The 23,745-nt window shown below is 43.9% G+C and carries 25 protein-coding genes and 1 pseudogene; 18 read left to right on the top strand and 8 right to left on the bottom strand.

Annotated elements, in window-relative coordinates; translation table 11 throughout:
* Nucleotides 1–4: 4 nt before the first annotated feature.
* The 4 genes from cydB to arfB all read right to left on the bottom strand — a co-directional run bounded on the left by cydB (nt 5) and on the right by arfB (nt 3,715).
* Complete coding sequence (cydB, locus tag AC0L6V_RS01310; RefSeq protein WP_265216936.1) at nt 5–1,141, bottom strand: cytochrome d ubiquinol oxidase subunit II; 1,137 nt, start codon at nt 1,139–1,141, stop codon at nt 5–7.
* Between the two features lies 1 nt (nt 1,142).
* Complete coding sequence (locus AC0L6V_RS01305) at nt 1,143–2,717, bottom strand: cytochrome ubiquinol oxidase subunit I (RefSeq protein WP_265216935.1); 1,575 nt, start codon at nt 2,715–2,717, stop codon at nt 1,143–1,145.
* Between the two features lie 236 nt (nt 2,718–2,953).
* Nucleotides 2,954–3,154, bottom strand: coding sequence for a DUF1289 domain-containing protein (locus tag AC0L6V_RS01300; protein ID WP_265216934.1), 201 nt, complete (start codon nt 3,152–3,154; stop codon nt 2,954–2,956).
* A 147-nt stretch (nt 3,155–3,301) separates the two neighbouring features.
* Nucleotides 3,302–3,715, bottom strand: coding sequence for an alternative ribosome rescue aminoacyl-tRNA hydrolase ArfB (gene arfB / locus AC0L6V_RS01295; protein ID WP_265216933.1), 414 nt, complete (start codon nt 3,713–3,715; stop codon nt 3,302–3,304).
* 160 nt (nt 3,716–3,875) lie between these two features.
* Here arfB and hisA point away from each other — a divergent pair.
* Together hisA and AC0L6V_RS01285 are read left to right on the top strand one after the other, a co-directional pair.
* Nucleotides 3,876–4,644: pseudogene (gene hisA, locus AC0L6V_RS01290) on the top strand (phosphoribosylformimino-5-aminoimidazole carboxamide ribotide isomerase).
* Nucleotides 4,645–5,006: 362 nt separating this feature from the next.
* Nucleotides 5,007–5,594 (top strand): hypothetical protein, encoded by a 588-nt coding sequence (locus AC0L6V_RS01285; protein WP_418138690.1) that lies wholly within the window; start codon nt 5,007–5,009, stop codon nt 5,592–5,594.
* A 59-nt stretch (nt 5,595–5,653) separates the two neighbouring features.
* Here the strand turns inward: AC0L6V_RS01285 and AC0L6V_RS01280 are convergent, their stop codons facing one another.
* Nucleotides 5,654–6,124, bottom strand: a complete 471-nt coding sequence (locus AC0L6V_RS01280; protein ID WP_265216931.1) for a hypothetical protein — start codon at nt 6,122–6,124, stop codon at nt 5,654–5,656.
* A gap of 155 nt (nt 6,125–6,279) precedes the next feature.
* Between AC0L6V_RS01280 and AC0L6V_RS01275 the strand changes: the two genes are divergently transcribed.
* From AC0L6V_RS01275 to AC0L6V_RS01265, 3 genes are read left to right on the top strand one after another with little or no spacing between them, the layout of a single operon-like run.
* Nucleotides 6,280–6,657, top strand: a complete 378-nt coding sequence (locus AC0L6V_RS01275) for a hypothetical protein (protein ID WP_418138689.1) — start codon at nt 6,280–6,282, stop codon at nt 6,655–6,657.
* Nucleotides 6,635–6,901, top strand: a complete 267-nt coding sequence (locus tag AC0L6V_RS01270; RefSeq protein ID WP_418138688.1) for a sigma 54-interacting transcriptional regulator — start codon at nt 6,635–6,637, stop codon at nt 6,899–6,901. Before AC0L6V_RS01275 ends, AC0L6V_RS01270 begins: the two co-directional genes overlap by 23 nt.
* Nucleotides 6,888–7,631 (top strand): sigma 54-interacting transcriptional regulator, encoded by a 744-nt coding sequence (locus AC0L6V_RS01265; protein WP_418139060.1) that lies wholly within the window; start codon nt 6,888–6,890, stop codon nt 7,629–7,631. The genes AC0L6V_RS01270 and AC0L6V_RS01265 overlap by 14 nt, the downstream gene beginning before the upstream one ends.
* 115 nt (nt 7,632–7,746) lie before the next feature.
* On the opposite strand, the gene AC0L6V_RS01260 is transcribed toward AC0L6V_RS01265, so the two are convergent.
* A complete protein-coding gene (locus AC0L6V_RS01260; RefSeq protein ID WP_265216929.1) occupies nt 7,747–8,052 on the bottom strand; it encodes a lipoprotein in 306 nt (101 codons plus the stop codon).
* 464 nt (nt 8,053–8,516) lie between these two features.
* Here AC0L6V_RS01260 and aguA point away from each other — a divergent pair, with 464 nt between their 5' ends.
* The 4 genes from aguA to AC0L6V_RS01240 all read left to right on the top strand — a co-directional run bounded on the left by aguA (nt 8,517) and on the right by AC0L6V_RS01240 (nt 13,520).
* Entirely contained in the window at nt 8,517–9,617 is a 1,101-nt protein-coding gene (aguA, locus tag AC0L6V_RS01255; RefSeq protein ID WP_265216928.1) for an agmatine deiminase, read from the top strand.
* Between the two features lie 290 nt (nt 9,618–9,907).
* Nucleotides 9,908–10,885: a GTPase RsgA gene (gene rsgA, locus AC0L6V_RS01250; RefSeq protein ID WP_265216927.1), complete on the top strand. Its 978-nt coding sequence runs from the start codon at nt 9,908–9,910 to the stop codon at nt 10,883–10,885.
* A gap of 169 nt (nt 10,886–11,054) precedes the next feature.
* Complete coding sequence (hemG, locus tag AC0L6V_RS01245) at nt 11,055–11,585, top strand: menaquinone-dependent protoporphyrinogen IX dehydrogenase (RefSeq protein WP_265216926.1); 531 nt, start codon at nt 11,055–11,057, stop codon at nt 11,583–11,585.
* 60 nt (nt 11,586–11,645) lie between these two features.
* Nucleotides 11,646–13,520, top strand: coding sequence for a cation:proton antiporter domain-containing protein (locus AC0L6V_RS01240; protein WP_409419238.1), 1,875 nt, complete (start codon nt 11,646–11,648; stop codon nt 13,518–13,520).
* Between the two features lie 25 nt (nt 13,521–13,545).
* On the opposite strand, the gene AC0L6V_RS01235 is transcribed toward AC0L6V_RS01240, so the two are convergent.
* Entirely contained in the window at nt 13,546–13,920 is a 375-nt protein-coding gene (locus tag AC0L6V_RS01235; RefSeq protein WP_265216923.1) for a Fis family transcriptional regulator, read from the bottom strand.
* 167 nt (nt 13,921–14,087) lie between these two features.
* On the opposite strand from AC0L6V_RS01235, the gene AC0L6V_RS01230 reads away from it, so the two are divergent.
* The 8 genes from AC0L6V_RS01230 (at nt 14,088) to AC0L6V_RS01195 (ending at nt 22,115) form a co-directional block, all read left to right on the top strand.
* Nucleotides 14,088–14,855, top strand: coding sequence for an MFS transporter (locus AC0L6V_RS01230; RefSeq protein WP_418138687.1), 768 nt, complete (start codon nt 14,088–14,090; stop codon nt 14,853–14,855).
* The gene (locus AC0L6V_RS01225; RefSeq protein ID WP_265216921.1) at nt 14,825–15,325 is read left to right on the top strand and encodes an MFS transporter; all 501 of its coding nucleotides are present in this window, start codon (nt 14,825–14,827) and stop codon (nt 15,323–15,325) included. The genes AC0L6V_RS01230 and AC0L6V_RS01225 overlap by 31 nt, the downstream gene beginning before the upstream one ends.
* A gap of 178 nt (nt 15,326–15,503) precedes the next feature.
* The gene (argC, locus tag AC0L6V_RS01220; RefSeq protein ID WP_265216920.1) at nt 15,504–16,442 is read left to right on the top strand and encodes an N-acetyl-gamma-glutamyl-phosphate reductase; all 939 of its coding nucleotides are present in this window, start codon (nt 15,504–15,506) and stop codon (nt 16,440–16,442) included.
* Nucleotides 16,443–16,503: 61 nt separating this feature from the next.
* Nucleotides 16,504–17,940 (top strand): SLC13 family permease, encoded by a 1,437-nt coding sequence (locus tag AC0L6V_RS01215; RefSeq protein ID WP_265216919.1) that lies wholly within the window; start codon nt 16,504–16,506, stop codon nt 17,938–17,940.
* A 149-nt stretch (nt 17,941–18,089) separates the two neighbouring features.
* A complete protein-coding gene (locus AC0L6V_RS01210) occupies nt 18,090–19,703 on the top strand; it encodes an NAD(P)/FAD-dependent oxidoreductase (protein WP_409419236.1) in 1,614 nt (537 codons plus the stop codon).
* Nucleotides 19,704–20,160: 457 nt separating this feature from the next.
* Nucleotides 20,161–20,367 (top strand): hypothetical protein, encoded by a 207-nt coding sequence (locus AC0L6V_RS01205; protein ID WP_265216916.1) that lies wholly within the window; start codon nt 20,161–20,163, stop codon nt 20,365–20,367.
* A 7-nt stretch (nt 20,368–20,374) separates the two neighbouring features.
* The gene (locus AC0L6V_RS01200) at nt 20,375–20,914 is read left to right on the top strand and encodes a hypothetical protein (protein ID WP_265216915.1); all 540 of its coding nucleotides are present in this window, start codon (nt 20,375–20,377) and stop codon (nt 20,912–20,914) included.
* 76 nt (nt 20,915–20,990) lie between these two features.
* On the top strand, nt 20,991–22,115 hold the full coding sequence (locus AC0L6V_RS01195; RefSeq protein WP_265216914.1) for an RHS repeat domain-containing protein: 1,125 nt from the start codon (nt 20,991–20,993) through the stop codon (nt 22,113–22,115).
* 421 nt (nt 22,116–22,536) lie between these two features.
* Here the strand turns inward: AC0L6V_RS01195 and AC0L6V_RS01190 are convergent, their stop codons facing one another.
* Nucleotides 22,537–22,725 carry a hypothetical protein gene (locus AC0L6V_RS01190; RefSeq protein ID WP_265216913.1) on the bottom strand — a complete coding sequence of 63 codons (189 nt, stop codon included), beginning with the start codon at nt 22,723–22,725 and terminating at the stop codon, nt 22,537–22,539.
* On the opposite strand from AC0L6V_RS01190, the gene AC0L6V_RS01185 reads away from it, so the two are divergent.
* Nucleotides 22,639–23,742, top strand: coding sequence for an RHS repeat domain-containing protein (locus AC0L6V_RS01185; protein WP_473483141.1), 1,104 nt, complete (start codon nt 22,639–22,641; stop codon nt 23,740–23,742). The two genes, AC0L6V_RS01190 and AC0L6V_RS01185, sit on opposite strands and share 87 nt — an antisense overlap.
* Nucleotides 23,743–23,745: the final 3 nt, after the last annotated feature.

Raw genomic sequence — 23,745 nt, 5'->3', positions numbered from 1 at the left:
ATGACTAATACAATGAGTGTGTATTTTCTTCTATATGTTTCTTCGTCAATCGACCATACATTACGAGGTAGCTCCATAAGGTATAACCAAGAACGATAGGAACAAAGATGCAAGCAACAACAAACATAATCATCATGGTGTTATGGCTTGATGTGGCATCCCACATAGTTAAACTCATGCTTGGATAGCTTGAAGACGGCATCAAGAACGGGAACATAGACCCACCCGCTGTGACGATAATCCCCGCAATACCAAGCGATGAACTAAAGAAAGCTAAAGCCGCCTTTTTCATCACGCCCGCCAACGCGGCCACTAACATCCCTGCAATACCCACAATCGGTGCTAACATTAATGCTGGCACTTTATCGTAATTGGCTAACCAAGCACCGGCTTGCACTTCTGCCGTTTTCATTAAAGGTGTCATGGCGGTATTGCCGTCAATAACACTGGTCAACACATAACCATCTATACCATAGGCTAACCAGATGCCCGCAATAATGAAGAAAACCGCCGCTAACGTACCTGTTACTGTGGTGGCTATGCAGGCTTTACGGTGCAAATTGCCATCTGTTTTCATTTGTAACCAAGCACCACCTTGTGTCATTAGCATCATCAAACTAACCAAGCCACAGAGAATCGCAAATGGATTTAACAAGGCAAAGAAAGAACCTGTATAAGTCACGCGTAGAAATTGGTCAAATTGAAAAGGCACGCCTTGCAACAAGTTACCAAACGCCACACCGAAAATAATCGGCGGAACAGCGGAACCAAATACAATGCCCCAGTCCCAACTAGTGCGCCACTTAGAATTCTCTAGCTTAGAACGATAGTCGAAACCGATTGGACGGAAGAACAACGCCGCTAATACCAACATCATTGCAAAGTAAAAACCAGAAAATGAGGTCGCGTACACCACCGGCCAAGCGGCAAATAAAGCTCCACCTGCGGTGATAAACCAAACTTGGTTGCCGTCCCAATGAGGGGCAATTGAGTTGATCATAATACGACGTTCTGAATCCGTACCACCGATCACCTTCAACAAGCTACCAACACCCATATCAAAACCGTCTGTCACAGAGAATCCGATCAGTAAAACACCGATCAACACCCACCAAATGACTTTTAATAATTCGTAATCCATATTACACCCCTTGCTTTAGCTGAGCGGTTTCTTGTTCAAGTGAATAGCGACCTGTATGCAAACTAGAAGGTCCCTGCTTCGCAAAGCGAATCATCAAATACATTTCAGCAATCAAGAACACGGTATATAAAACAGTAAAGCCAATAATCGTTGTCCAAATCTCGGCCGCAGTTAAGCTTGATACAGCAACATGAATTGGAAGAATTTCACCGATTGCCCATGGCTGACGACCATACTCCGCGACAAACCAACCTGTTTCACAAGCAATCCAAGGAAGCGGTAAGCACAGGATAATGAACTTTAAGAACACAGGATTTTTACCAATACGACGGCGTGCATTTTGGTAAAAAGCCACGGCAAACATGAAAAGCATGATAAAACCACAGGCCACCATAATACGGAACGCAAAGAACAATGGTGCAACTTGAGGAATAGAATACTCAACAGCCATATCTATTTCTTCTGATGTCACACGGTTAATATCGGCATTGAAAGCAGTCACCAATAAGCCGTAACCCAGATCCCCTTTCACCTTTTCAAAGTTTGCTTTCACCAATGGGTCAGTTGAACCACTACGTAACTGTTCAAGCAGTTGATTCGCATAAATACCGTTAATAATGCGTTGGCGATTATGCTCTTTCAATTCTTTGATACCAGTGACTTCATCGCTTAGTGAGCGCGTTGCAATGATGCCCATCAGACCAGGTATTTTAAGAGCAAATTCCGTTTCCTGAAGATCTTGATTGGGAAAGCCTATTAGAGTGAAATCCGCAGGGGCTTCTTGAGTTTCCCATTCAGCCTCTACCGCGGCTAACTTCACTTTTTGCACTTCACCTAGCTCATAGCCAGATTCATCACCCAAAATAATAACACTTAACACAGACGCCAAACCAAAGGCTGAAGCGATAGCAAAGGAGCGGCGAGCAAAAGCAAGGTCACGACCTTTGAGTAGGTAATAGCTCGAGATGGCAAGCACAAACACCGCACCGGTGACATAACCTGCCGAGACGGTGTGAACAAATTTTACCTGAGCCACTGGGTTCAACAGCAGAGCACCAAAATCCACCAGCTCCATACGCATAGTTTCATAGTTGAATTCAGAGCCAACTGGATTTTGCATCCAGCCATTGGCGATCAGAATCCACAAAGCGGATAAGTTAGACCCTAATGCGACACCCCATGTCACCATTAAGTGTTTAACTTTACTCAGACGATCCCAACCAAAGAAGAACAAACCCACCAAGGTTGATTCTAGGAAGAAAGCCATAAGGCCTTCAATGGCTAAAGGTGCACCAAAAATATCGCCTACATAATGCGAATAGTAAGACCAGTTTGTCCCAAATTGGAACTCCATCGTCAAACCAGTCGTCACCCCTAAAGCAAAGTTAATTCCAAACAACTTGCCCCAAAACTTGACCATATCTTTATAAACTTGCTTACCTGTAATCACATAGACGGACTCCATGATTGCAAGTAAAAAAGCCATCCCCAATGTTAAAGGGACAAACAAAAAGTGGTACAGAGCAGTGAGAGCAAACTGAAACCGCGATAATTCCACTACAGCTTCGTTAATCATATGACTTCAACCCATTCATTTGATTGAGAAAAAGGCGCTTGCAGACACTTACATTTAGCCGTGCTCTTATTATCCAACGCCCACCGTAGCCTCAAACCTTTTGAGGCTTACTATAAGGCCAGATTATGAGTGCAGTTTCGATTTAAAACATTGCGTTAGATCAAGAGAAAGAGAGTGAAGGAAATAAGTAGATAAAAAAGCAGAGACTTTACATTGATCAATGTCGACTTGTACTTTTAAGGGCGATCAAACGGTTTATTTTTTCGGCGCAATGCGTTGTCCAACATCTCGACTTTTTGCTCGTTTGTTGCCGCCTGCCACCTTAAAATGTCATCAATTGTACGATAACAACCCACGCAAACATCGTCGCTATCTAGACAGCACTGCCGAATGCAAGGGCTTTTTATGATCTGATCCGTTTCATGATTTGCTGGCATGGTGTCTATCTCTTGTTCGTACGTTCAAAAAGATTGGTAAGCCGCTTCAAGCACATCTTTTTTAACAGGCTGAAGAAAGTAACCCCGTTACATTACAAGGCTAATGATCGTTAGAAAAACAAGTATTGCTTAACGTTAGAGAAATTTTTAATCCCAATTGCTACGACGCAAACTTTTGATCTGCCCTTTTTGCTTTTTCTGATCAATACGCTTTTTCTGTGAAGAACGCGTAGGTTTGGTGGGGCGACGGGCTTTTTGCACACGAACCGCTTCAAGAATAAGCGCTTTCAAGCGAGCCAAGGCGTCCTCTCGATTCAGCTCTTGGGTACGGTGTTGTTGCGCTTTAATCACAATGTCACCCTCTTTAGTTAAACGTGCATCACTAAGGGCTAACAAACGTTCCTTATAAAATTCAGGCAAAGAAGAATGGGCGACATTAAACCTAAGATGAATAGCAGAAGAGACTTTATTCACATTTTGACCACCTGCGCCTTGCGCTCGAATGGCGGTTAATTCAATTTCGTGGTCTGGGATCGCCACGGCGAGTGTTATTTGCAGCATGATGATTGCTTAATATGTCTGTCTTTTGGAATGGAACAAGATTATAACAGGCTTAGCAACTATATGCTTTGACGCATCGTTTATCGATAAATTATCAGTTACAATCATTTTTCATTACAAACGCTTTTTTATTCAAACTAACAATAGTAGGAGTTTTTTTGTGACCCAGTTCCGTCCTTGTATCGATCTGCACCAAGGCAAGGTTAAGCAAATTGTCGGTGGGAGTCTAAATGACAAAGGCGCCACAGAGAACTTTATCAGTGAATATAACGCGGAACATTATGCGCTGATGTATCGCGAACATGGTCTTGTCGGTGGCCATGTTATCGCTTTAGGAAAAGGCAACCAAGAAGAGGCGTTAAGCGCACTTCGTGCTTATCCTAATGGTTTACAGTTTGGTGGTGGCGTAAAAGATAACAATGCCGCAAGCTATTTAGAGGCTGGCGCCTCTCACGTTATCGTGACATCTTACCTATTTGAAAACGGTGAGTTTTCATGGGATCGATTAGACAAAATCAAACGTGAAACGGGTACGGACCGCTTGGTACTGGATTTAAGCTGTCGCCGCACAAAAGACGGCTGGTACATTGCCACAGATCGCTGGCAAACAATAACCTCAACGCAAGTCAATCAAGCAAACTTAATTGAACTGGCTAATCATTGCGACGAGTTTCTCATTCATGCGGCCGATGTAGAAGGTTTACAGGCAGGCATTGATGAAGACCTAGTGACACTTCTTGGGCAAGGTTGCCCAGTGGCGGTCACCTACGCAGGAGGAGGCTCGCTCTTTGGCGGATCTTAAACGCGTTCACGAGTTGTCTAATGGCAAAGTCGATTTAACCATAGGCAGTGCATTGGATATATTTGGTGGTCATGGCATTACACTAGACGAATGCATCTTGTGGAACCAATCTCAAAACTCAGTGTAAAGCTGAAAACGCACACCAAGTTCTTTTATTGAAAGAGTTCAGAGACTGAGAGTATTCTTTTAAGCCGTTGTATTTACCATCATGCCTTAAATACTCTCGCTCTCAGCTCGACATACTATTCACCATACCGCATACTTGGTAGCTTATTTTTCGTCTCTAATCCTAGGATTATTTAATGTCTATATTTCGCACTGGCCTTTTACTTGCAACGCTTGTTATTAGCGCTTGCTCGATGCCAATTTTACAAGACTTACCCCCTAAAAAAATTGAGAAGAGCATCCCTCAGGAACAAAAAGCAAACGCCGATGCCGCTGCACTGGCTAATAATACTCAAATCAAAGACAACAAGAAGCCTAACCTCAATGGCGCAACAGATAGTGCGCCCAAGAACACTTTGGTTGAACAGCTTAAGGCTCAAAAGCAAGTGGCAACGAAAAATTATACAGAGGCTCAAAAGTCGTGTCGGTGAAGCCACTGAGCAACCGAGCTTACGCCCGATAGAGCAATTAAACTCCAAAGAGCTTAATGCCGCGATTCAGGCACTACGAACTTACATCAGCAAAACCAGCACGGAGCTGGCCTCACTGAATGCTCGCGTTAATGAGCGCCAAAAAACCATGGCACGTGGAGACACCATACAAATCTTCTTATCTGAAGCGACGGTGTCCCATGATAACGCCACATTCAAAGCACAACCACTGGTTGGACAATGGGTTCGCGGTGAAAGCCGAGTGATTCGCTTAAAAGACAACATTTTATTTGAAAGTCCAATGTCAGAAGATTTGCAAGTGACGTTTTCTGAAACCTATCAACTCATTATTAATGGTGAAGTTATATCCATCATCAATCCTAACAAAACCAAAAATAGTGCCAGCTTTGATGTTTCCACACACAACAATACTGGCAAGATTATTGGCAAGTTAGATTATCGCATTGTCGATAATAAATAATTGAAAATGGGCCTAGAGACATTATAGAAATCCTCAGGCCTTTGTTACCACTGGGATTGCTAATCAATCAGCTTTGCCGTTTTCCGTCTGTGTTCTGCATTGTCCAATACGATCTGTATATAGGCTAAATAGTCGACGATCGTGTTGGCGAATACTTTATTTTCAAGCTTTCTCACCAACTTACCAATACGTTTTATCACTTGCCAATTCACCAACATAATCCGACTAGGAGCATATCTATCGGGCGCATTGAGCGCTGACAAATAAGCGGTTGCTACGTAACCAGGCTCAGGGTTCATTGTGCCTGTGTCTTCTGGTAGAGAACCAACGTTAAGCAACAAGCGCTCGGCCAAGCGACGATACAAAGAAGACACTTTTTTAAAAACATGTTTATCCAAGGTATTGCCGACACGACCACATAACGCGGAATTGGCAAAAAAACCATCAAAGCACATAGAAAATATGTCACACAAAATGCGTAAATCCGCATTTTGGTTCGGCTCTTTTGGAAAAAACGGGGCATCAAGCATTCTCTGTTTCCTTTCAAAAAAGGGTGAACTTTGTGCAAATAAGGATGATTAAGGTCGTGTTTACTGCAAAGTTTCATAGGGAACGCTATCGCGAGCCTCTGCCCTATGATTGTATTGCCACATAAATTTTTTAAGGTCTATTCAGGTAAATAATAATGTCTTCCCCAAAGCTATTTATGCATGTTCAAGATCCATTATTAGCTTCAAACCTACTTTCGCTACAGAGCGTTCGCCAATATGAGCTTAACATTAGCCATCAGGGTGAAAACTGGCTCGATCAGCTCACTAATGCTCAATGTGATGTGGCGCTTATCGAAGTCAATTCGCTGCATGACATTGCTCTAAAAGCATTAGTCGATAGCCCGATACTCTACAAAACCGAGTTTTTGTTCTTCAGTCGTGGAACGCCCGATCCAATACTAGATTGTCTTATGCGTAAAGGCGCTGGTTTTCATTATCGCGCTCCTTTCAATATTAAGCTGATTCAATCTTCGTTAGAGGAAGTCTTTTGTGAGGCTCAATCGTTCCCATGAGAACATCTGCACACAAGCCAGTTATCTAGACCAATTCGGTTTGTTAGTCGGCTCTTCTACGGCCATGCATTCACTCTATCGAACCATTCGTAAAGTCGCTGCCACCAAAGCCAACGTATTTATCGTCGGCGAAAGTGGTACAGGCAAAGAACTCATTGCCAATACGCTGCATGTTTTTAGTCAACGAGCCGAAGGTCCTTTTGTTGCCATCAACTGCGGAGCACTAAGCCCTGAGGCTCATTGATAGCGAATTATTTGGTCATGTTAAAGGCGCCTTTACTGGCGCCCATAAAGACCATCAAGGCGTTTTCGAACAAGCTGAAGGCGGTACTTTATTTCTAGATGAAGTCACCGAAATGCCTTACGAACAACAAGTCAAACTGCTAAGAGTACTCGAAAGTGGCGAATACAAACCCGTCGGCGCTCAACAAGTCAAAATGGCCAATGTTCGAATTATTTCAGCCACCAACCGCACACCAAAAGACGCCATTCGCGACGAAATCTTTCGTGAAGACCTGTACTTCCGTTTGGCGCAGTTCCCTATCATGGCTCCCAGACTAAGAGACAGAGAAGGAGATGCCTGTGGGCTTGCGCAACATTTTTTAGCTTACCGCAACACTCAAGATGGCCAACGCAAACAGCTTTCATCTCAAAGCCTAGAAAAAATAGGCCGATACACTTGGCCAGGCAATGTCAGAGAACTAAAACATGCGATTGAACGCGCCTACATACTGGCTGACGATATCATTCATCCCGAACATCTCATTACCCATGATTTCAATGATCAGGCAAAACACGACGAAACCTATGGCGTTCCTACCGGTATGCGCTTAGACGATATGGAAAAAATCGCCATACTCAAAACATTAAAAAAGAACGATGGCAATAAAACCGATACCGCAAACCAACTTGGCATTAGCATTAAAACGCTTTACAACAAACTCGACAAATATGAACACGTCGACTTGTTGTGAGAAACCATGCTGTGTGCTGCGCCATCGCCTCCATCAAAATACTCCTTACAAAACCAAAGCATTCACAAAACACCTAGAAAAAAGGCCGATAATATCGGCCTTTTTTCTGTTCTACTTAGCAATCAGTGTCTTTCGCTTCGACACCTTCTTTTGCTTCTTCACACGCGTCTTCAATCGCGTTGCCTGTATCCGTCATAGTGTCTTCAACAGTGTTGCCCGCATCAGTTGCAGCGTCTTCGATTGCGTTGCCAGCGTTATTCAAAGCATCACCAGCATCATCCATGGTTTGCTCAATCGCATCACCAGTATTGGACATAGCATCTTCTACTTTGTTTTCTTCAGCATCTTGACCACATGCAGCTAACGTCGCGGCTGTAACAAGAACTAGGGCCGTGTTTAGTAGAGTGCGTTTCATATTCATAATGGTAACCTCCATTTAGTCTTTAAAATACAAGAAGCAATAAAAGTCTGATGACCATGCTTCCAAATAATCAACTCAATAACACCAACATAGAAACACATTTCTGCGCTTGGTGATTGATTTCCATTAAGCTATTGCGAAGCCCGTGCCAACTTTCAAAAAAACACATAAACCATTGATTATTAATAATTTTAATAAAAAATAGCCATGGTCTTTTTTTATTTTTTTACTGCTATCAAGTAGTTTTTACAAAATATCTCGGTAACAATTTCCGTCGAGGAATTGTAAAGACGCAAACAATGTGGCGATTCTCTCACATAGCCATACTACGCCGAGCACAAGCCTTATATTGAAATAGACAAAAATCCCCTTGAATGTTTGCTCATCTGCCATAGAATTGGCGCATCTCTTATTGAATTGGCACAACGCCCTTGCTTGATACAAAGCACGATTAAGGACAGCTTATGAACACCAAACTGTATACCACGCCAAAACTTGATGGCTTTCGCATGCCTGCAGAACATGAGCCACAAGAACAAGTCTGGATGGCTTGGCCTACTCGCGAAGATAATTGGCGGGAACAAGGCAAGTATGCTCAACAGGAGTTTGTTGCTGTTGCTAACGCTATTGCCCAATTCACACCAGTGACTTTTATTGTCGATAAGACTCACTTTGAACAAGCACGTTCAGCGTTACCTGAGCATATCAAGCTAATTGAGATTCCTTACGATGACTGCTGGATGCGTGACATTGGTGCAACCTATGTTGTGAACAATCTGGGCGAGCGGCGCGCGAACAGCTGGCAATTTAACGCGTGGGGAGGCGAATTAGACGGCTTGTATGATTCTTGGGAACAAGACAACGCTGTGGCAGAAAAAATGGCGGCGATTACAGGCGATCATGTTTATCACGCACCTTTCATTTTAGAAGGTGGTTCTATTCACGTGGATGGCGAAGGCACGCTATACACCACAGAAGAATGTTTGCTTCATCCAAGTCGTAATCCACATCTAAGCAAAGCCGATATCGAAGACTTGCTAAAAGTATATTTAAATGTGGATAAGATCATTTGGTTAAAAGATGGGTTGTATAATGATGAAACCAATGGGCATGTGGATAATATCATGCACGTCATACGCCCTGGCGTCATTGCTCTTACCGATTGCGAAGACCCAAATGATCCGCAATACGCTATTAGCAAAGCCGCGTTCAACGTCCTGAGCCAAACGCGCGATGCAAAAGGACGACATTTAGAAATTATCAAACTGCCTATGCCTGGCCCGCTTTTTGTCTCAGCAGATGAAGCGAAAAATCTTACTGAAAGCCCTTACATGAACCGCCAAGTCGGAGAGCGCCTCGCCGCCTCTTATGCAAACTTTTTAATTTGTAACAGTGGCATTGTGTTTCCGTTGCTTGATGAAAAGACAGATGAGCAGGCCAAACAGATTCTACAGAGTGCGTTTCCAAACCATCAAGTGATCGGCGTACCAGCGAGAAACATATTACTTGGTGGTGGAAATATTCACTGCATTACCCAACAAGTACCTAAAAAGCAATCCGTATAATGATTTATTGCGTACTGAAACGGTTTTAGAAAGTAATATTTTGTTATCGATTTTATGAGGATATTCCCACATAAAAACAATCAGCATAATGCTTTTTCATGACAATGATATTTCTGTTTGTAGAGCTCTCACACTGTGCTAATCTCATAAATTAGCACAGTGTATAAATGGTTCATAACACGTTAGTGTGATTTTCTGGCTAGAACATAAAATGCATTTATGTTCGGTTGTACTAATTGAAGCACATTGCTTCTTATTTACGATGGCGTATTTCGCTTGGGGTAATATTAATGGATTCCACGTTTACTTTATTGGAGTTAGGCTGGCAAGCTTATTTTCAACAACAGTTATCATTGGATGATTTAGAATCAAATCGTATTGCACGCATCTGTTCTCAACAAGGCAGTCAATACGAGATTGTTAGTGAGTTTGGCTTATTCACTTTGGAGAGCCATCCAGATATGCCCAATATGACGGTGGGAGACTGGATAGTCACTGATACAGAACATCATTTCTTACGCCTGTTGGAACCAAGCTCTATATTCGAAGGCATTGCCTCAAATATAGATACTGTGTTTTTAATTTGCGCACTGAATCAAGATTTCAATCTAGCGCTGATTAAACGCTATTTGGAAATCACCCATGAGGCCCAAGCGGATGCGGTTGTCGTACTCACAAAATCCGATATTTGTGAAGATACAGCAGAAAAACGCGCTCAGGTCGAAAAATTGGATCCCTTGCTGATCGTTGAAACCGTTAACGCTCTCGATGCGAACAGCCTACGCTGTTTGTCGCCTTTCCTTAAAAAAGGCAAAACCATTGCCCTACTTGGAGCGGCAGGCTCTGGAAAATCGGCCTTGATTAATACTTTGATGCAAACCTCTGAAAGCGGTAAGACACAAAGAAATATCGGCCAATCAGGTGCGCTAAAAATCATGCCATCTGGTGCCATTTTACTTGATACCAAGGGCATGCGCGAACTACAACTTGCGCAGTTCGATAGCAGTGCGATTGCCAATTTCGCCGATATTATTGCGCTTGAAAAGCAATGTCGATTCAGTGACTGTCAACACGAAGGTGAGCCAGGCTGTGCCATTAAAGCCGCCGTTAAAGCCAACCGTCTGGACGCCCACCGCGTTGCGGACTTTTTACTGTTGCGCAATGAAGACAGCGACGATGATCAAGTAACCAAATCAAAGCCTCAGGAAAAGTTCTATCGCAGCGCACAATCTGACATACGCGCTCGAAAACACAGCTCTGCGGAATAAAGTACGATTTGTAAAGCAGAAAGCGGCCATTCAATATGAGCCGCTTTTTTTATACACCTTTGAATAAAAAGTTCGCACCCTTTACAGCACGCTCTTGAGTGTTTATAACAACGCACTCACTATTCACTATACTAAGCCAAACCAACTGAGGCAGCTTTTCTGAATCACCATGTCTAATATTTTACTGATTTATTCCACCACAGACGGTCACACAAAAAAGATCAGCCTAAAAATACAAGCCTTTCTCGAAAGCCAAGGCAATGCCGTTTCTCTGCTTGCTGTGGAAGAAGCGACCGCACAGACGCTTGCCAATCATGACAAGATTGTCATTGGTGCCAGCATTCGTTACGGCAAGCATCAAAAGATCGTTGCCGATTTTATTAGCCAGCATAAGAACCAACTTGAAAGCAAATCCAGTGCATTTTATACCGTTAACCTTGTCGCCAGAAAACCAGAGAAATGCCAGCCAGATACCAACCCCTATATCATCAAATTTCTCGACCAGCTTCATTGGCAGCCAGCGTTAAAAGGCGTCTTTGCGGGGAAACTTAATTACCCCAAATACGGTTTTATCGATCGAAATATGATTCGCTTTATTATGTGGATGACCAAAGGCCCTACCGACCCAAAAACCAATATGGAATTTACTGATTGGCAGAGTGTTGACCGCTTTGCACAAGCCGTCTGCGATATGCCTTAGGCCAATGAAAAAGACAACTTGATAACACACTTTCTTTTCACCTTATAAGGAACCTATGAGATGACCGATGCGCTGCTGTTAACCTTTGTTTTTCTAGTAGCTGGGGTCATTTCGGTTCCCATTGCATCACGCTTAGGATTAGGCTCGGTGCTAGGTTATCTACTAGCCGGCATTATTATCAGCCCATTACTGAGTCTATTCGACGTTAACATTGTATCCATTCAGCACTTCGCCGAATTAGGTGTTGTCTTAATGCTGTTTTTGGTCGGGCTTGAATTAAACCCTAAAAAACTGTGGGCATTAAAGTCCAAATTGTTTGGCTTAGGTGGCGGACAAGTTGTGCTGACCGCCCTTCTTATCATGGCGGCCGGAATGCTGTTAGAGCAAGAATGGCGCACCAGCCTTGCCATTGGTTTGATACTCGCCCTTTCGTCAACGGCCATTGTGATTCAAACCCTAACCGAAAAAGGTTTAATGAAGTCGGATGGAGGGCAATCCTCTTTCGCAGTGCTGTTAGCACAAGACATTGTCGTCATTCCCATGCTGGCTTTTATTCCGTTGCTTGCCACACCGGAATTAATCACAGCCCTTAGTCATTCTTCCGATGTGGCACAGGCGGGTAATCATTCAGACTCAGTCTCTCTGGTCGCAGGACTGGAGGCGTGGCAAACCGCACTAGTGACCATTGGTGCCATTGCCGTTGTCATATTAAGTGGCCGTTTTTTAGTGACGCCTATTTTCCGTTTTATTGCTGTAGCGCAACTGCGCGAACTCTTTATTGCAGCGGCATTAATGTTTGTTATCGGCACCACCTTGCTGATGTCTTTGGTTGGACTGTCTCCAGCTCTTGGTACCTTCCTCGCTGGCGTGGTGCTAGCTAACTCGCCTTATCGACATGAATTAGAAAGTGACATAGCGCCATTTAAAGGATTGTTACTAGGACTGTTCTTTATGACTGTAGGCGCAGGCATTAACTTTTCACTATTGTTCAGCCACTTTCCATCCATCCTTGGCCTGACGCTTGGATTGATCATGGTGAAAGCCACTACGCTGTTTATATTGGGTCGTATTTTCAGTATTCGTGGTTCAAACAAATGGCTGTTTGCTCTAGGTCTTGCTCAGGCGGGGGAATTTGGTTTTGTTTTATTGTCTTTTACTGTTAGCAACGCTGTAATTTCGCAAGAAGTAGCCGATATTTTGCTGCTGGTGGTCGCGTTATCTATGCTGCTTACCCCTATGCTATTCATTCTGTATGATCGTGTTATTGCTCCTCGTTATGCCACAGACCAAACGGTGGGGACACAGGACGATATGCCCGATGATAATAAAATCATTATCGCGGGCTCTGGACGAATGGGCAGCACCATAGACAACCTTTTACGATTGGCAGGTTATCACTCGACCGTGATTGATTTCAGCGTGAAACGCCTACGCGCATTGCAAAATTTTGGTGTAAAAAACTACTTCGGTGATGCCACTCGACCCGATTTATTGGAAGCGGCAGGTATAAGCGAGGCGTCATTGTTCATTATTACCATTGATGATGCCGAACAAGTCACCAAACTCGTCAAATACATTAAAGCAACCTACCCGGATCTACATATCATTGCCAGAGCCTTTGACAATAATCACGTTTACGATTTATGGGCTTCTGGTTGTAGAGACATCATTCGAGAAAATTACGACAGCAGTTTGCGTATGGGAAGATCTGCATTTGAAGCACTGGGCATTTCCCATAAGAAAGCGGAACAAATGATTAACATATTCAACCAACACGATAAAGTGTCCATGGTAGAAGTGGCCGACGCTCATCAAATCGGCGTACCGGCCCATGAAAATAAAGTTTTTATTGCTCGGCTTAAAAAATACCTTGAAGAAAAGAACCCGCAGCTACAAAAAGCCATGCAAGACATTCAACAGCAAACCGACGACTAAATAGCTGCTCGACTTATGTATTAAACTAATGCAACGTCACGCTTCTTTGCAACTTAGCCAGTCGTTCATGCCATTTTCCATTATGAGAACGCTCACAAGCCTCTTCGCTATCAAAACTCACCTGCTGACGAAGCTGGCTGAGTTTGATGGCAATGCCGACATCGCTTAGCTCTTGGTGGATAAGCTGACAAAGGTAGTTATCTTGCTTAGCATGAATGGCACTCGACAAAACATCGTCGGTTTCAAAGATACAAACGATTTTTAATGAATTAGGAAACGCATTGTAATTCACTAAATGCGTTAGCCAAACAAACCCATCAACCGATTCCAATGCCGCTTCACATACCCTCGTTAACGCATCACGAATGGCATTTTCTATTTTTTTATCCGATTTTTTCACAACACCCACCTTTCGACAACAGATTAACAATGTGCGCTGTTAACATTATTTTTTGTACTGATTTCTAAGCACGCATTTCTTTAGAAGAACAACATGCTATAATTTTGAAACACCGTTTCATTATAAAAAATATTCTTTCACGACAATCGGTGTCATCGGAGACAAGCTTGCACAAAACCTTTCGCTCACTAAAGAACCCCCAATACCGCCTTTGGGCCATCGGCGCGTTCATCTCAAACATTGGCACCTGGTTACAACGCACCGCACAAGATTGGCTCGTGATTTCTCAGCTTTCTGATGGGAATGCCACGGCCGTCGGCATAGTGGTTGCATTGCAATTTGCGCCACAATTTCTCTTCCTCCCGCTTATTGGATGGGCGGCGGATTATTTTGACCGTCGTAAATTACTGATTGCCACACAAAGCTTACGTGGTTTGTTGGCACTCGTTCAAGCCATTATGATTCTAAATGGTCACCTTGAATTGTGGCATATGTATATTTTTGCTTTTTTACTGGGTTGTTTTACCGCTTTTGACACACCTGCAAGACATGCCTTTGTGGCCGATTTAGTCGATGACAAAGACATGCAAAATGCCGTATCACTGAATTCTATTTCATTTAACAGTGCCCGCATGATTGGCCCAGCTATCGCGGGTTTTCTGATTTTAATTATGGGAGCTGGTTGGGTATTCGCACTCAATGCCGCGTCATTTATACCAATTTTAGTCATCATGTATGTGATCAAAGCACAGCCAACAAGCTCTTCTTCAGAAGGCCTCCCTCACACTAACACCATACCTAACAATCATCATGCTACACACAAAACCACGTTTTTTGATGGTTTTCATTACATACGCCAACGTCCAGATATGACCATAGCGATAGTTATGTTTTTTTCTTCGCCATGTTCGGACTTAACTTCACCGTTTACTTAACCGCTATGACAGTGCATGTGTTTACTGGTAATGCACAACAGTTCGGTATTCTTATGTCGATTATGGCCATAGGCTCTATTCTTGGTGCCATAATTACCGCCAATCGAGATACACCCAGTATTCGTTTTATTTCATTTGCAGCCATTGCGTTTGGTGTCATAGCGCTGATTGCTTCGATAATACCCAATTTTTGGCTCTTTGCTGCGTCACTCTGCTTGATAGGCATGACCACTCAACTGTTCACAACATCGGTTCACAGTCTGATTCAACTCTCAGCACAAAAACACATACGCGGCAGAGTCATTGCCATTTTGCTGGCTACTTCCGTAGGTGGTTCTGCTCTTGGTGGGCCATTAGTTGGCTTCACAGCCGACTTGCTTGGTGCTCGTTGGGCAATTGCTTGTGGTGGTGCCCTTGCATTATTGACCGCCTTACTTGGATTACACCACTTACGTCAGCAAAAACGCTGAAAGGCACAAAATCGTTTTTTTTAAAGATTAAGCGTTTCTATCAACTATTCAGCCGCACCTTGATGCATTACACTATTTAACAAATATTAATCACCAACCAAAGAAACAGTAAAGACAGGAAATCGATTAAGATGACCTGATGTGTTTTGGTTTAAGACATCCAGTAAGGAATCACACTGTGAAAAAAGTATTTATTGATGGCGAAACTGGCACCACAGGGCTGCAAGTAAAAGATCGCCTAGTCAATCACCCACACATTGAAATCATCAGTATCGATCCAGACAAAAAACGCGATGTGGAAGAAAAGCGTCGCTTAATGAAAGAAGCCGATGTCACGGTTCTTTGTCTACCTGATGACGCCGCGAAAGACAGCGTGATTTTGGCAAAAGAAGAAGGCTGCCGTATTTTAGACGCCAGTTCAGTTCACCGTGTCGCTGACGGTTGGGTGTATGGTCTGCCTGAACTTGATGTCACTCAACGAGACAAAATCAAAGCCGCGCAGTTTGTCTCTAACCCTGGTTGCTACCCAACTGGTGCGATTCTGCTGTTGAAGCCGTTGATTGAAGCTGGCTTACTACCAGCATCTTATGATTATTCTATTAACGCAGTGTCTGGCTATAGCGGTGGCGGTAACGCCATGATCGATCGTTACGAAAGCACCAAAAATGCTCCTATATTTGGTGCCTATGGCTTGTCTTTCAACCACAAACACCTAGCTGAAATGAAAAAGTGGTCAGGCTTGGATAAGGCACCAATCTTCGTTCCTAGTGTGGGTAACTTCCGCCAAGGCATGCTGACCTTCTTACCCATTCAGCTAAAAGGCGATGTCACCATGGAGCAGTTACAAGCTAAATTGGCCGAAGTGTATGCCAACGACACGTTTGTAACGGTAAATGGCTTTAATGTGGTTGCCGATATCTCAGCACCATTCTTGACGCCACATGGCCTTGAAGACACCAACCAAATAGAGCTATCTGTTCTAAGCGAGCCTGGTAATAAGTCAGGTGTCTTGGTTGCTAAGCTCGACAACCTCGGCAAAGGCGCCTCTGGTGCCGCGGTACAAAACCTTAATATCATGTTGGGGTTTGCTGAAGACATTGCGGTAAATCTTCGCTAGTCACTTTATTCCGCCTTCTTTGTTTGTTCTTAGAAGGCGGAATTTGACCTTAGAGTGTCAAATGAATAATAAAAACCATCCTTCACAGGCTGCAGAGGGTCATCCCATTCCCTCAATGAAAAAACCAAGCCAGCCAACTTGGCCGCTTTATCTAATTGTAGCGATGACATTTGCCATAGGTGCCGTTTCCTATCAGTATCTAACCCTCCCTCAGTCCTTAACTGCAGGGCTACTGTTTATTTGTATCGCCTTTTGGGCAACGTCTTTGGTACCCGCTTATTGGCCTGCATTGGGATTGTTTGCGTTTGCAACCGCCACACAATTGGCACCAACACAGGTGATATTTTCGGGCTTCCAATCGTCAACATTTTGGCTGTTATTCAGTGGCATGGTGTTTGGCGCAGCGATTAACCACACGGGAGTTAATTCACGCGCTACGCGCTTACTAATGCTGATTCTTGGCAATAGCTATCAAGGCACGATTATTAAAATTGCGCTGTTTGCCATGGGGTTAGCGTTTTTAATCCCATCTGGCGTGAGTCGGGTCGTACTGTTAATTCCTATTATTGTTTCTCTTGCAGACCATTTTGGTTACGACTCACATTCTAATGGCCGAAAGGGCATGTTATTAGCCGCAGCATTCGGAACATTTTTACCCGCCTTTTCCATTTTACCTGCCAACGCCCCCAACATGTTGTTGTCGGGAATGACAGAAGCCTTGTATGACGCGCCTTTATCTTATGGGGAATACCTATTATTGCATTTTCCCATCTTAGGATTCGGAAAGTTAATCATGACCATCGGCGTCATTTTATGGTTGTTTCCTGATAAAGCACCCAATCAAGCCGTACAAGCGACAATCGAAAAGTCGGCCATGACCAAAATAGAAACACGCCTCTTGATTGTACTGTGTACGTGTTTTGCGTTTTGGTTTACAGATTCCCTGCACCATATTTCTGCGGGTTGGATTGGCCTTATTGCCGCGCTAGTTTGTCTATGGCCAAGCCTTGGATTAATGGCAAAAAACAGTATAGATAAAGACATTCAATACGGCACACTGTTGTTTGCTGCTGGCATTATAGGGCTAAGCGCGATCATTGCTTACTCGGGACTGGGCAACATATTAGTTAACTATTTAACCGACGTGATTCCTTTCTCAGCTAATGCACCCTTGTTAAACCTAAGCTTGCTGACCTTTATTTCAACGTGCGTGGCGGTGGTCACTAACTTAGCCGGTGTGCCTGCTATTATGACACCAATGGCGGAGCATCTTGCCAACATAACAGGGCTGTCTAATCATGCTGTGCTGATGACACAAGTATTGGCCTTTTCGAACGTCTTGCTGCCTTATCAAGCACCGCCGCTGATTACGGCCATCGCTCTAGGAAGTTTATCCATCAGTGCCGTCACCAAAGTTTGTTTGGCAACCTTTGTACTGACAAGCGTGGTACTGCTGCCGCTGAATTTTCTTTGGTGGTACGCTTTGGGTATGTTTTAAGCTAATTCTTAGTTTCCACATAAAGCAATTTGACAGAAGTAGCCTCACTTAGAAGGTCACTTCTGTCATTTGGGAACAGCTTTTTAAGCTGAAATATCGTATTATCTCCGCCATTAGCCATTTACCCAGCATTTATACAATTGATTCCTATGATACGACTGTCCAATATCCAACTTCCTCTTGATCACGACGCCAGCGCGATAGAACACGCTATTTTGTCCTTGCTGGACATTCCAGTCGAGAAACTCGTTCGCTTTACTGTCTTTCGCCGTGGTTACGATGCCAGAAAGAAAAGCAATATTTTTCTTATCTACACTATCGATGTTGAAACCACCTGTGACCAAGCACTTTTAAGCCAATTTGCCGATCACCAACAAGTAAAAATCGCGCCAGATCTTAACTATCACCCTGTGGCACAAGCTCCTGAAAACTTAACTGAGCGCCCTATTATCATAGGGTTTGGCCCTTGTGGTTTATTAGCAGCTTTAGTGTTGGCGCAAATGGGCTACAAGCCCATCGTGCTTGAACGCGGTAAAGAAGTACGTGAACGCACCAAGGATACCTTTGGTTTCTGGCGCAAAAAAATCCTCAACACCGAGTCCAACGTGCAATTTGGTGAAGGCGGTGCAGGGACTTTTTCTGACGGTAAGCTCTATAGCCAAGTGAAAGACCCAAAGCAATACAGCCGCAAAGTACTCAACGAATTTGTTGCAGCGGGCGCACCAGAAGAAATTTTATACGTCAGTAAGCCGCACATTGGTACCTTTAAGCTCGTTGCCATGGTCGAAAAAATGCGCGCGCAAATTATTGAGTTAGGTGGCGAGATTCGTTTTAGCAGCCGAGTCGACGATCTGCACATTGAAGATGGTCAAATAACAGGAGTCACTCTGGCTGACGGTGAAAAACTGTATTCAAAACACATTGCTATCGCCATTGGCCACAGTGCTCGTGACACCTTCGAGATGCTACACAACAAAGGCGTCTATATCGAAGCCAAACCTTTCTCGGTTGGCTTCCGTATTGAACACGAGCAATCCGCTATCGACAAAGCACGCTTTGGCCCAAATGCCGGCAACGAAATTTTAGGGGCCGCCGATTATAAATTGGTTCACCATTGTAAAAATGGTCGTTCGGTTTACAGCTTCTGTATGTGCCCAGGTGGCACCGTAGTGGCCGCCACATCGGAAGAACACCGTGTGGTGACCAATGGTATGAGTCAATATTCTCGCAATGAGCGTAACGCCAACAGCGCCATCGTAGTAGGTATTGATCCATCCGATTATCCTGGTGGCCCACTGGCAGGGATTGAATTCCAACGCAAACTAGAAAGTCTTGCCTACGAGTTGGGCGGCAGTAACTATGATGCACCAGCGCAAACGGTCGGTGCCTTTTTACGTAATGAAACACCCGAAAAACTCGGTACAGTGGAGCCATCTTTCAAGCCTGGCATTAAACTCACCAACCTTGCCGATGCCTTGCCCGATTTTTGTATCGAAGCCATCCGTGAAGCCATTCCCGCTTTTAATAGAAAGATAAAAGGCTTTGCTTTTGATGATGCATTATTAACGGGTGTAGAAACACGCACATCGGCTCCAATCAATATCAAACGTGATAACGATAGCCTAGAAAGCATCAACACCAAAGGCTTATACCCAGCTGGTGAAGGCGCCGGCTACGCGGGCGGTATCATGTCAGCGGCCATCGACGGCATTAAAATCGCCGAAGCCATGGCATTGAGCATCAATAGCAAAACTGCACTTTGATATAAAAAAACGGGGAGATTGGTACGCTAATCTTCCCGTTTTTTTCAATCAACATGCCTGTTTTTGACACCTCGCAGCTTAACCGGACCGAGCACTTCGACAACGTCGGCTTGATCCACATGAACTGACGCGTGTATGATCCAAAGATTGCACACTTCATGAGCGCGGATTCCATACTGCAAGCACCAGCACAGCTACAACCGCTAGAGCTACGAATGGAATAGTCCATTGAGAATGACAGACCCTAGTGGGTATTCTCGACCAACAAAGCCTTTAAGTGCATAGAGCGTTCTGTCAGACACGAATATCGCCGAGTAGAGAAACATGTCAGTAAAAATAAAGACATCCTTACTGTTATTGCAGCTGCTGTGGCCGATGTTTAGGCATGTAGTGGTTATTGCTCTGCGTCCGTAGCAGGTTATAACGCGTAGAAAAATGGGTAAGTTCGGGTGAAATCATGTTAGGTGCTTTATCAGGTTACACTTTAAGGGGACATATCTTCCCCCTTCCCTTTGGTAATGTTGCTTCTGGTAATATGCAAGTTAATATTAGGGCTGGGGATGCCATTAATGATATGGCGGCTGAGTTGTTATTTAATCCAAGAGCAAACTTGGTGACTAAGAATAATGGTTACATAGCTCATGTAGCCCGTTGTTATTTCTAGAAGGTAAATGAAATTTTTAATTGTGTTACCATTTTTTCTGTGTGCTGGGTGTGAGATTGTTTCTTATGACCGCACCAAGGATGCTGTGGCTAATGAAATAGTCGGTCAGTGTTTTACGACCGTACAAAATGCTTTTTTATATGCAAGATGCGGCTCAGACATGAGGAAGATGGGGGCGTTTAGCATGAATGCTTGCTTACCTAAAAATGAAGAAGAACTTGCAATGAAAATGCAACTTCCTCAATGTTCGTCCGGTTTTTCATTACTAACGAAGCTATGTGATAACAATTACATAACAAAGCAAGAAGCTGGAACGTCATTTACTGTTATAAAAGTGGTCAGCACCGCAATGGGAGAAACTGGGAGATACTGGACTATTTTTGCCAATATGGATGATGGTAAGGGCAGCGTAGAACTCCCTAATAAGTGGTTTAAACCCTATTGGGTAACAGATGAAAAAATATCAACAAACCCCGAATATCTTGTACCTTGTGTTGAGCACACCTTGACAGATCAACCATCAACCAAAGCCCGTCATATCAAGTGATTGGCTTTTTTGAGTTCAAAAACTGACTCAATCCGCGACAGCAACAACTCCTATCAAAGACCAAATCACCACCGGCGTGATCAAAAAGACGGTGTATTACATCGGCGGCTACGAAAAAGAAATCCGTGGCAATCGCATCTACCACCGCATCCAAATCGGTGACGTCGCCATCGTCGACAAAGTAGACAACCACAACGAAACCATAAACTACACCCTACGGGACCACCTCGGCAGCCTGATCGCCACCGTCAGCGAGAGTGGCGCCATCAAACGCCTGTTCTATGATCCTTGGGGCAAACGACTCGATCTCCCTGTGCCTGAAGCGCAATCGTTGACACCTTTTAACCTCGCCAACTTTTTGACACCTCGAGGCTTCACCGGACACGAACACCTAGACAACGTTGGCTTGATCCACATGAACGGACGTGTGTATGATCCAGAGATCGCACGATTCGTCAGCGCGGATCCTTTAATTCCCTCCCCAAAAAATCTGCAAAGCTATAACCGTTATTCTTATACTGGGAACAACCCGCTTAGATACACGGATCCGAGTGGCTACTATAATGTACGAGGTGATACTGATGCTGCATCACGAGATCGTGATCAGCACGATCACCATAGAGATAATGATCGGGATGGTAATGATCGTGACAATAACTCAGGGTCGAGTAATAATAAATCTGGCTCGAGTAGCGGTTCCACCAAACAGGCTGATGGTAGTGTCACACTATCTGAAATGACCGTATCAGCCCCTCGGTATAATGATGACAATGATCGAAGAAATCGAGGGGATAACAGTGGGTATTCACAAGCAGCAGCACAAGCGGCTAGACAGAATGCTCTGGCTCAACAGGCTTCTAATTACTTATCTACAGTTTCTAGGTATGCATCCTATGCCGCAACGGTTTCACTGTTTGTAGGGCCTGCTGGAGTTACAGCAGCCACTTTTTTTGGTGTTGTTTCTTTAGCTACAGGTTGGTCTGCTGTACTTATAGATACTTTCTTTACGGAGAATCCTAATGAAACGGCAGTGATGGGAGCAGCTCTGTCTAGTGGTTACAAATTTGTAGGGGACAAATTACCTAATATGCTACCAGGAATGGCTCAAATGCCAGCAAGAATCACAATTGATGCAATGAGCCAAGTGCAGGTGCACTTAATGAATGAAGCGGCTAAAAATGAAGAGAGAGACCAATATTGATGAAGAATATATACAATGATAAATGGGGACTCGCATATGCAGCTCCCTTATGGGTAACAGGACTTTTAGGGCTAAATCTTCTAATAGCAGGACTGTTTTTATTTAATATAAAATTAATTATTATTGGTATCTGCATGACAGTCGTCTTATTAAGAAAGGATATCTTTTATTTTTCTAAGTTTGATCGTTTTTTTTAGTGACGTTATTGTTTCAAATTGTTATAGGATCTATTCTAATTGGAATTGGAATTTCTAAAAATGATTACCAGCCTTTTCTAGTGTCAAATGCTATTACTCTTATTTGGACATTGTTTTTTAGTTTCTATTTGTTTAAAAAACTAAATTGGAACGACTAAAGTTAACTAGACCCTTGTCTTTCAAAGCCAGTCATATCAAGTGATTGGCTTTTTTTAGTTCAAAAACTAACCCAATCCGCCACACCAACAACAACCCCTATCAAAAGCCAAACCACCACCGGCGTCATTCCAAAAACCATTTACTACATCGGCGGCTACGAAAAAGAAATCCGTGACAAGCACATCTACCACCGCATTCAAATCGGTGACGTCGCCATCGTCGATAAAGTAGACAACCACAACGAAACCATTCACTACACCCTACGGGACCACCTCGGCAGCCTGATCGCCACCGTCAGCGAGAGTGGCGCCATCAAACGCTTGTTCTACGACCCATGGGGCAAACGACTCGATCTCCCTGTACCCGAAGCTCAATCCCTGACACCTTTTAACCTCGCCAACTTTTTGACACCTCGAGGCTTCACCGGACACGAACACCTCGACAACGTCGGCTTGATCCACATGAACGGACGTGTGTATGATCCAGAGATCGCAAGATTCGTCAGTGCGGATCCGATGATCTCCGCGCCCACTTACTTACAAAGCTACAACCGCTACAGCTATGTATGGAATAATCCGCTAAGATTTACCGACCCGAGTGGGTTTGAGCCCCACGGCACGGGAACCGATGGTTACGACTCGCATCCGAACTACGACCATGACAATAATCGATGGGATCACGATAAAGATCACTCGAAAGAAAATAAGAAATGGGATAAAGAGCATAAAGTAGAAGTAACGAAGGGAGATAAGAACCAGACGGTTATTAAAGACAACTCAGGGAATACGCTTTACGATGCAGGGGAGCGAGCGAGGAAAATTGAGCAGCAAAAGGAGTGGGATCAGTGGGCATTGGAAAATCCTATCCCCCCTGAGTCGGGGTTAGGAACCGTGTCGATACTGGGGTTATTTCCAGCAAGGGCAGTTTCATCTGGGCTTTTTTCTGGGGGTGCAAACAGGGGGTGGAAATTAGGCGACGATATATACAATTTAACTACAAAAGGCAATCAACCATCTTGGACAACTGTCAGGACCCGATTCTGGAAAAACGAGTCTGCGATGCCAAGCGCAGCGAACAAATATGGGGCAGAAAACGTAGAGAGAATGGCTAAAGGAAGGGCACCACAAAGATACAACGCTGATAAAGGAGGCATTGAATCTATGGAGTTGAGTCATGAGCCAATTCCTTTTAGAGATGGGGGTAAAGATTTTATTCCTCGCTGGCCCCAAGACCATGCTGCTGTTGATCCTTTTAGAAGACCAGGATACTAAGAA

The sequence above is a fragment of the Marinomonas sp. G8-14 genome, from assembly GCF_055808935.1.
Note: the sequence above shows the minus strand (reverse complement) of the source record. Positions and strands in the feature narration are given on the sequence as shown.

Bases quoted from the DNA above. Each gene is read 5' to 3' on its own strand.
- cydB (WP_265216936.1), bottom strand. From the start codon at position 1,141: ATGGATTACGAATTATTAAAAGTCATTTGGTGGGTGTTGATCGGTGTT.
- AC0L6V_RS01305 (WP_265216935.1), bottom strand. From the start codon at position 2,717: ATGATTAACGAAGCTGTAGTGGAATTATCGCGGTTTCAGTTTGCTCTC.
- AC0L6V_RS01300 (WP_265216934.1), bottom strand. From the start codon at position 3,154: ATGCCAGCAAATCATGAAACGGATCAGATCATAAAAAGCCCTTGCATT.
- arfB (WP_265216933.1), bottom strand. From the start codon at position 3,715: ATGCTGCAAATAACACTCGCCGTGGCGATCCCAGACCACGAAATTGAA.
- AC0L6V_RS01285 (WP_418138690.1), top strand. From the start codon at position 5,007: ATGGCGCAACAGATAGTGCGCCCAAGAACACTTTGGTTGAACAGCTTA.
- AC0L6V_RS01280 (WP_265216931.1), bottom strand. From the start codon at position 6,124: ATGCTTGATGCCCCGTTTTTTCCAAAAGAGCCGAACCAAAATGCGGAT.
- AC0L6V_RS01275 (WP_418138689.1), top strand. From the start codon at position 6,280: ATGTCTTCCCCAAAGCTATTTATGCATGTTCAAGATCCATTATTAGCT.
- AC0L6V_RS01260 (WP_265216929.1), bottom strand. From the start codon at position 8,052: ATGAATATGAAACGCACTCTACTAAACACGGCCCTAGTTCTTGTTACA.
- aguA (WP_265216928.1), top strand. From the start codon at position 8,517: ATGAACACCAAACTGTATACCACGCCAAAACTTGATGGCTTTCGCATG.
- rsgA (WP_265216927.1), top strand. From the start codon at position 9,908: ATGGATTCCACGTTTACTTTATTGGAGTTAGGCTGGCAAGCTTATTTT.
- hemG (WP_265216926.1), top strand. From the start codon at position 11,055: ATGTCTAATATTTTACTGATTTATTCCACCACAGACGGTCACACAAAA.
- AC0L6V_RS01240 (WP_409419238.1), top strand. From the start codon at position 11,646: ATGACCGATGCGCTGCTGTTAACCTTTGTTTTTCTAGTAGCTGGGGTC.
- AC0L6V_RS01225 (WP_265216921.1), top strand. From the start codon at position 14,825: ATGTTCGGACTTAACTTCACCGTTTACTTAACCGCTATGACAGTGCAT.
- AC0L6V_RS01215 (WP_265216919.1), top strand. From the start codon at position 16,504: ATGAATAATAAAAACCATCCTTCACAGGCTGCAGAGGGTCATCCCATT.
- AC0L6V_RS01210 (WP_409419236.1), top strand. From the start codon at position 18,090: ATGATACGACTGTCCAATATCCAACTTCCTCTTGATCACGACGCCAGC.
- AC0L6V_RS01205 (WP_265216916.1), top strand. From the start codon at position 20,161: ATGTTAGGTGCTTTATCAGGTTACACTTTAAGGGGACATATCTTCCCC.
- AC0L6V_RS01200 (WP_265216915.1), top strand. From the start codon at position 20,375: ATGAAATTTTTAATTGTGTTACCATTTTTTCTGTGTGCTGGGTGTGAG.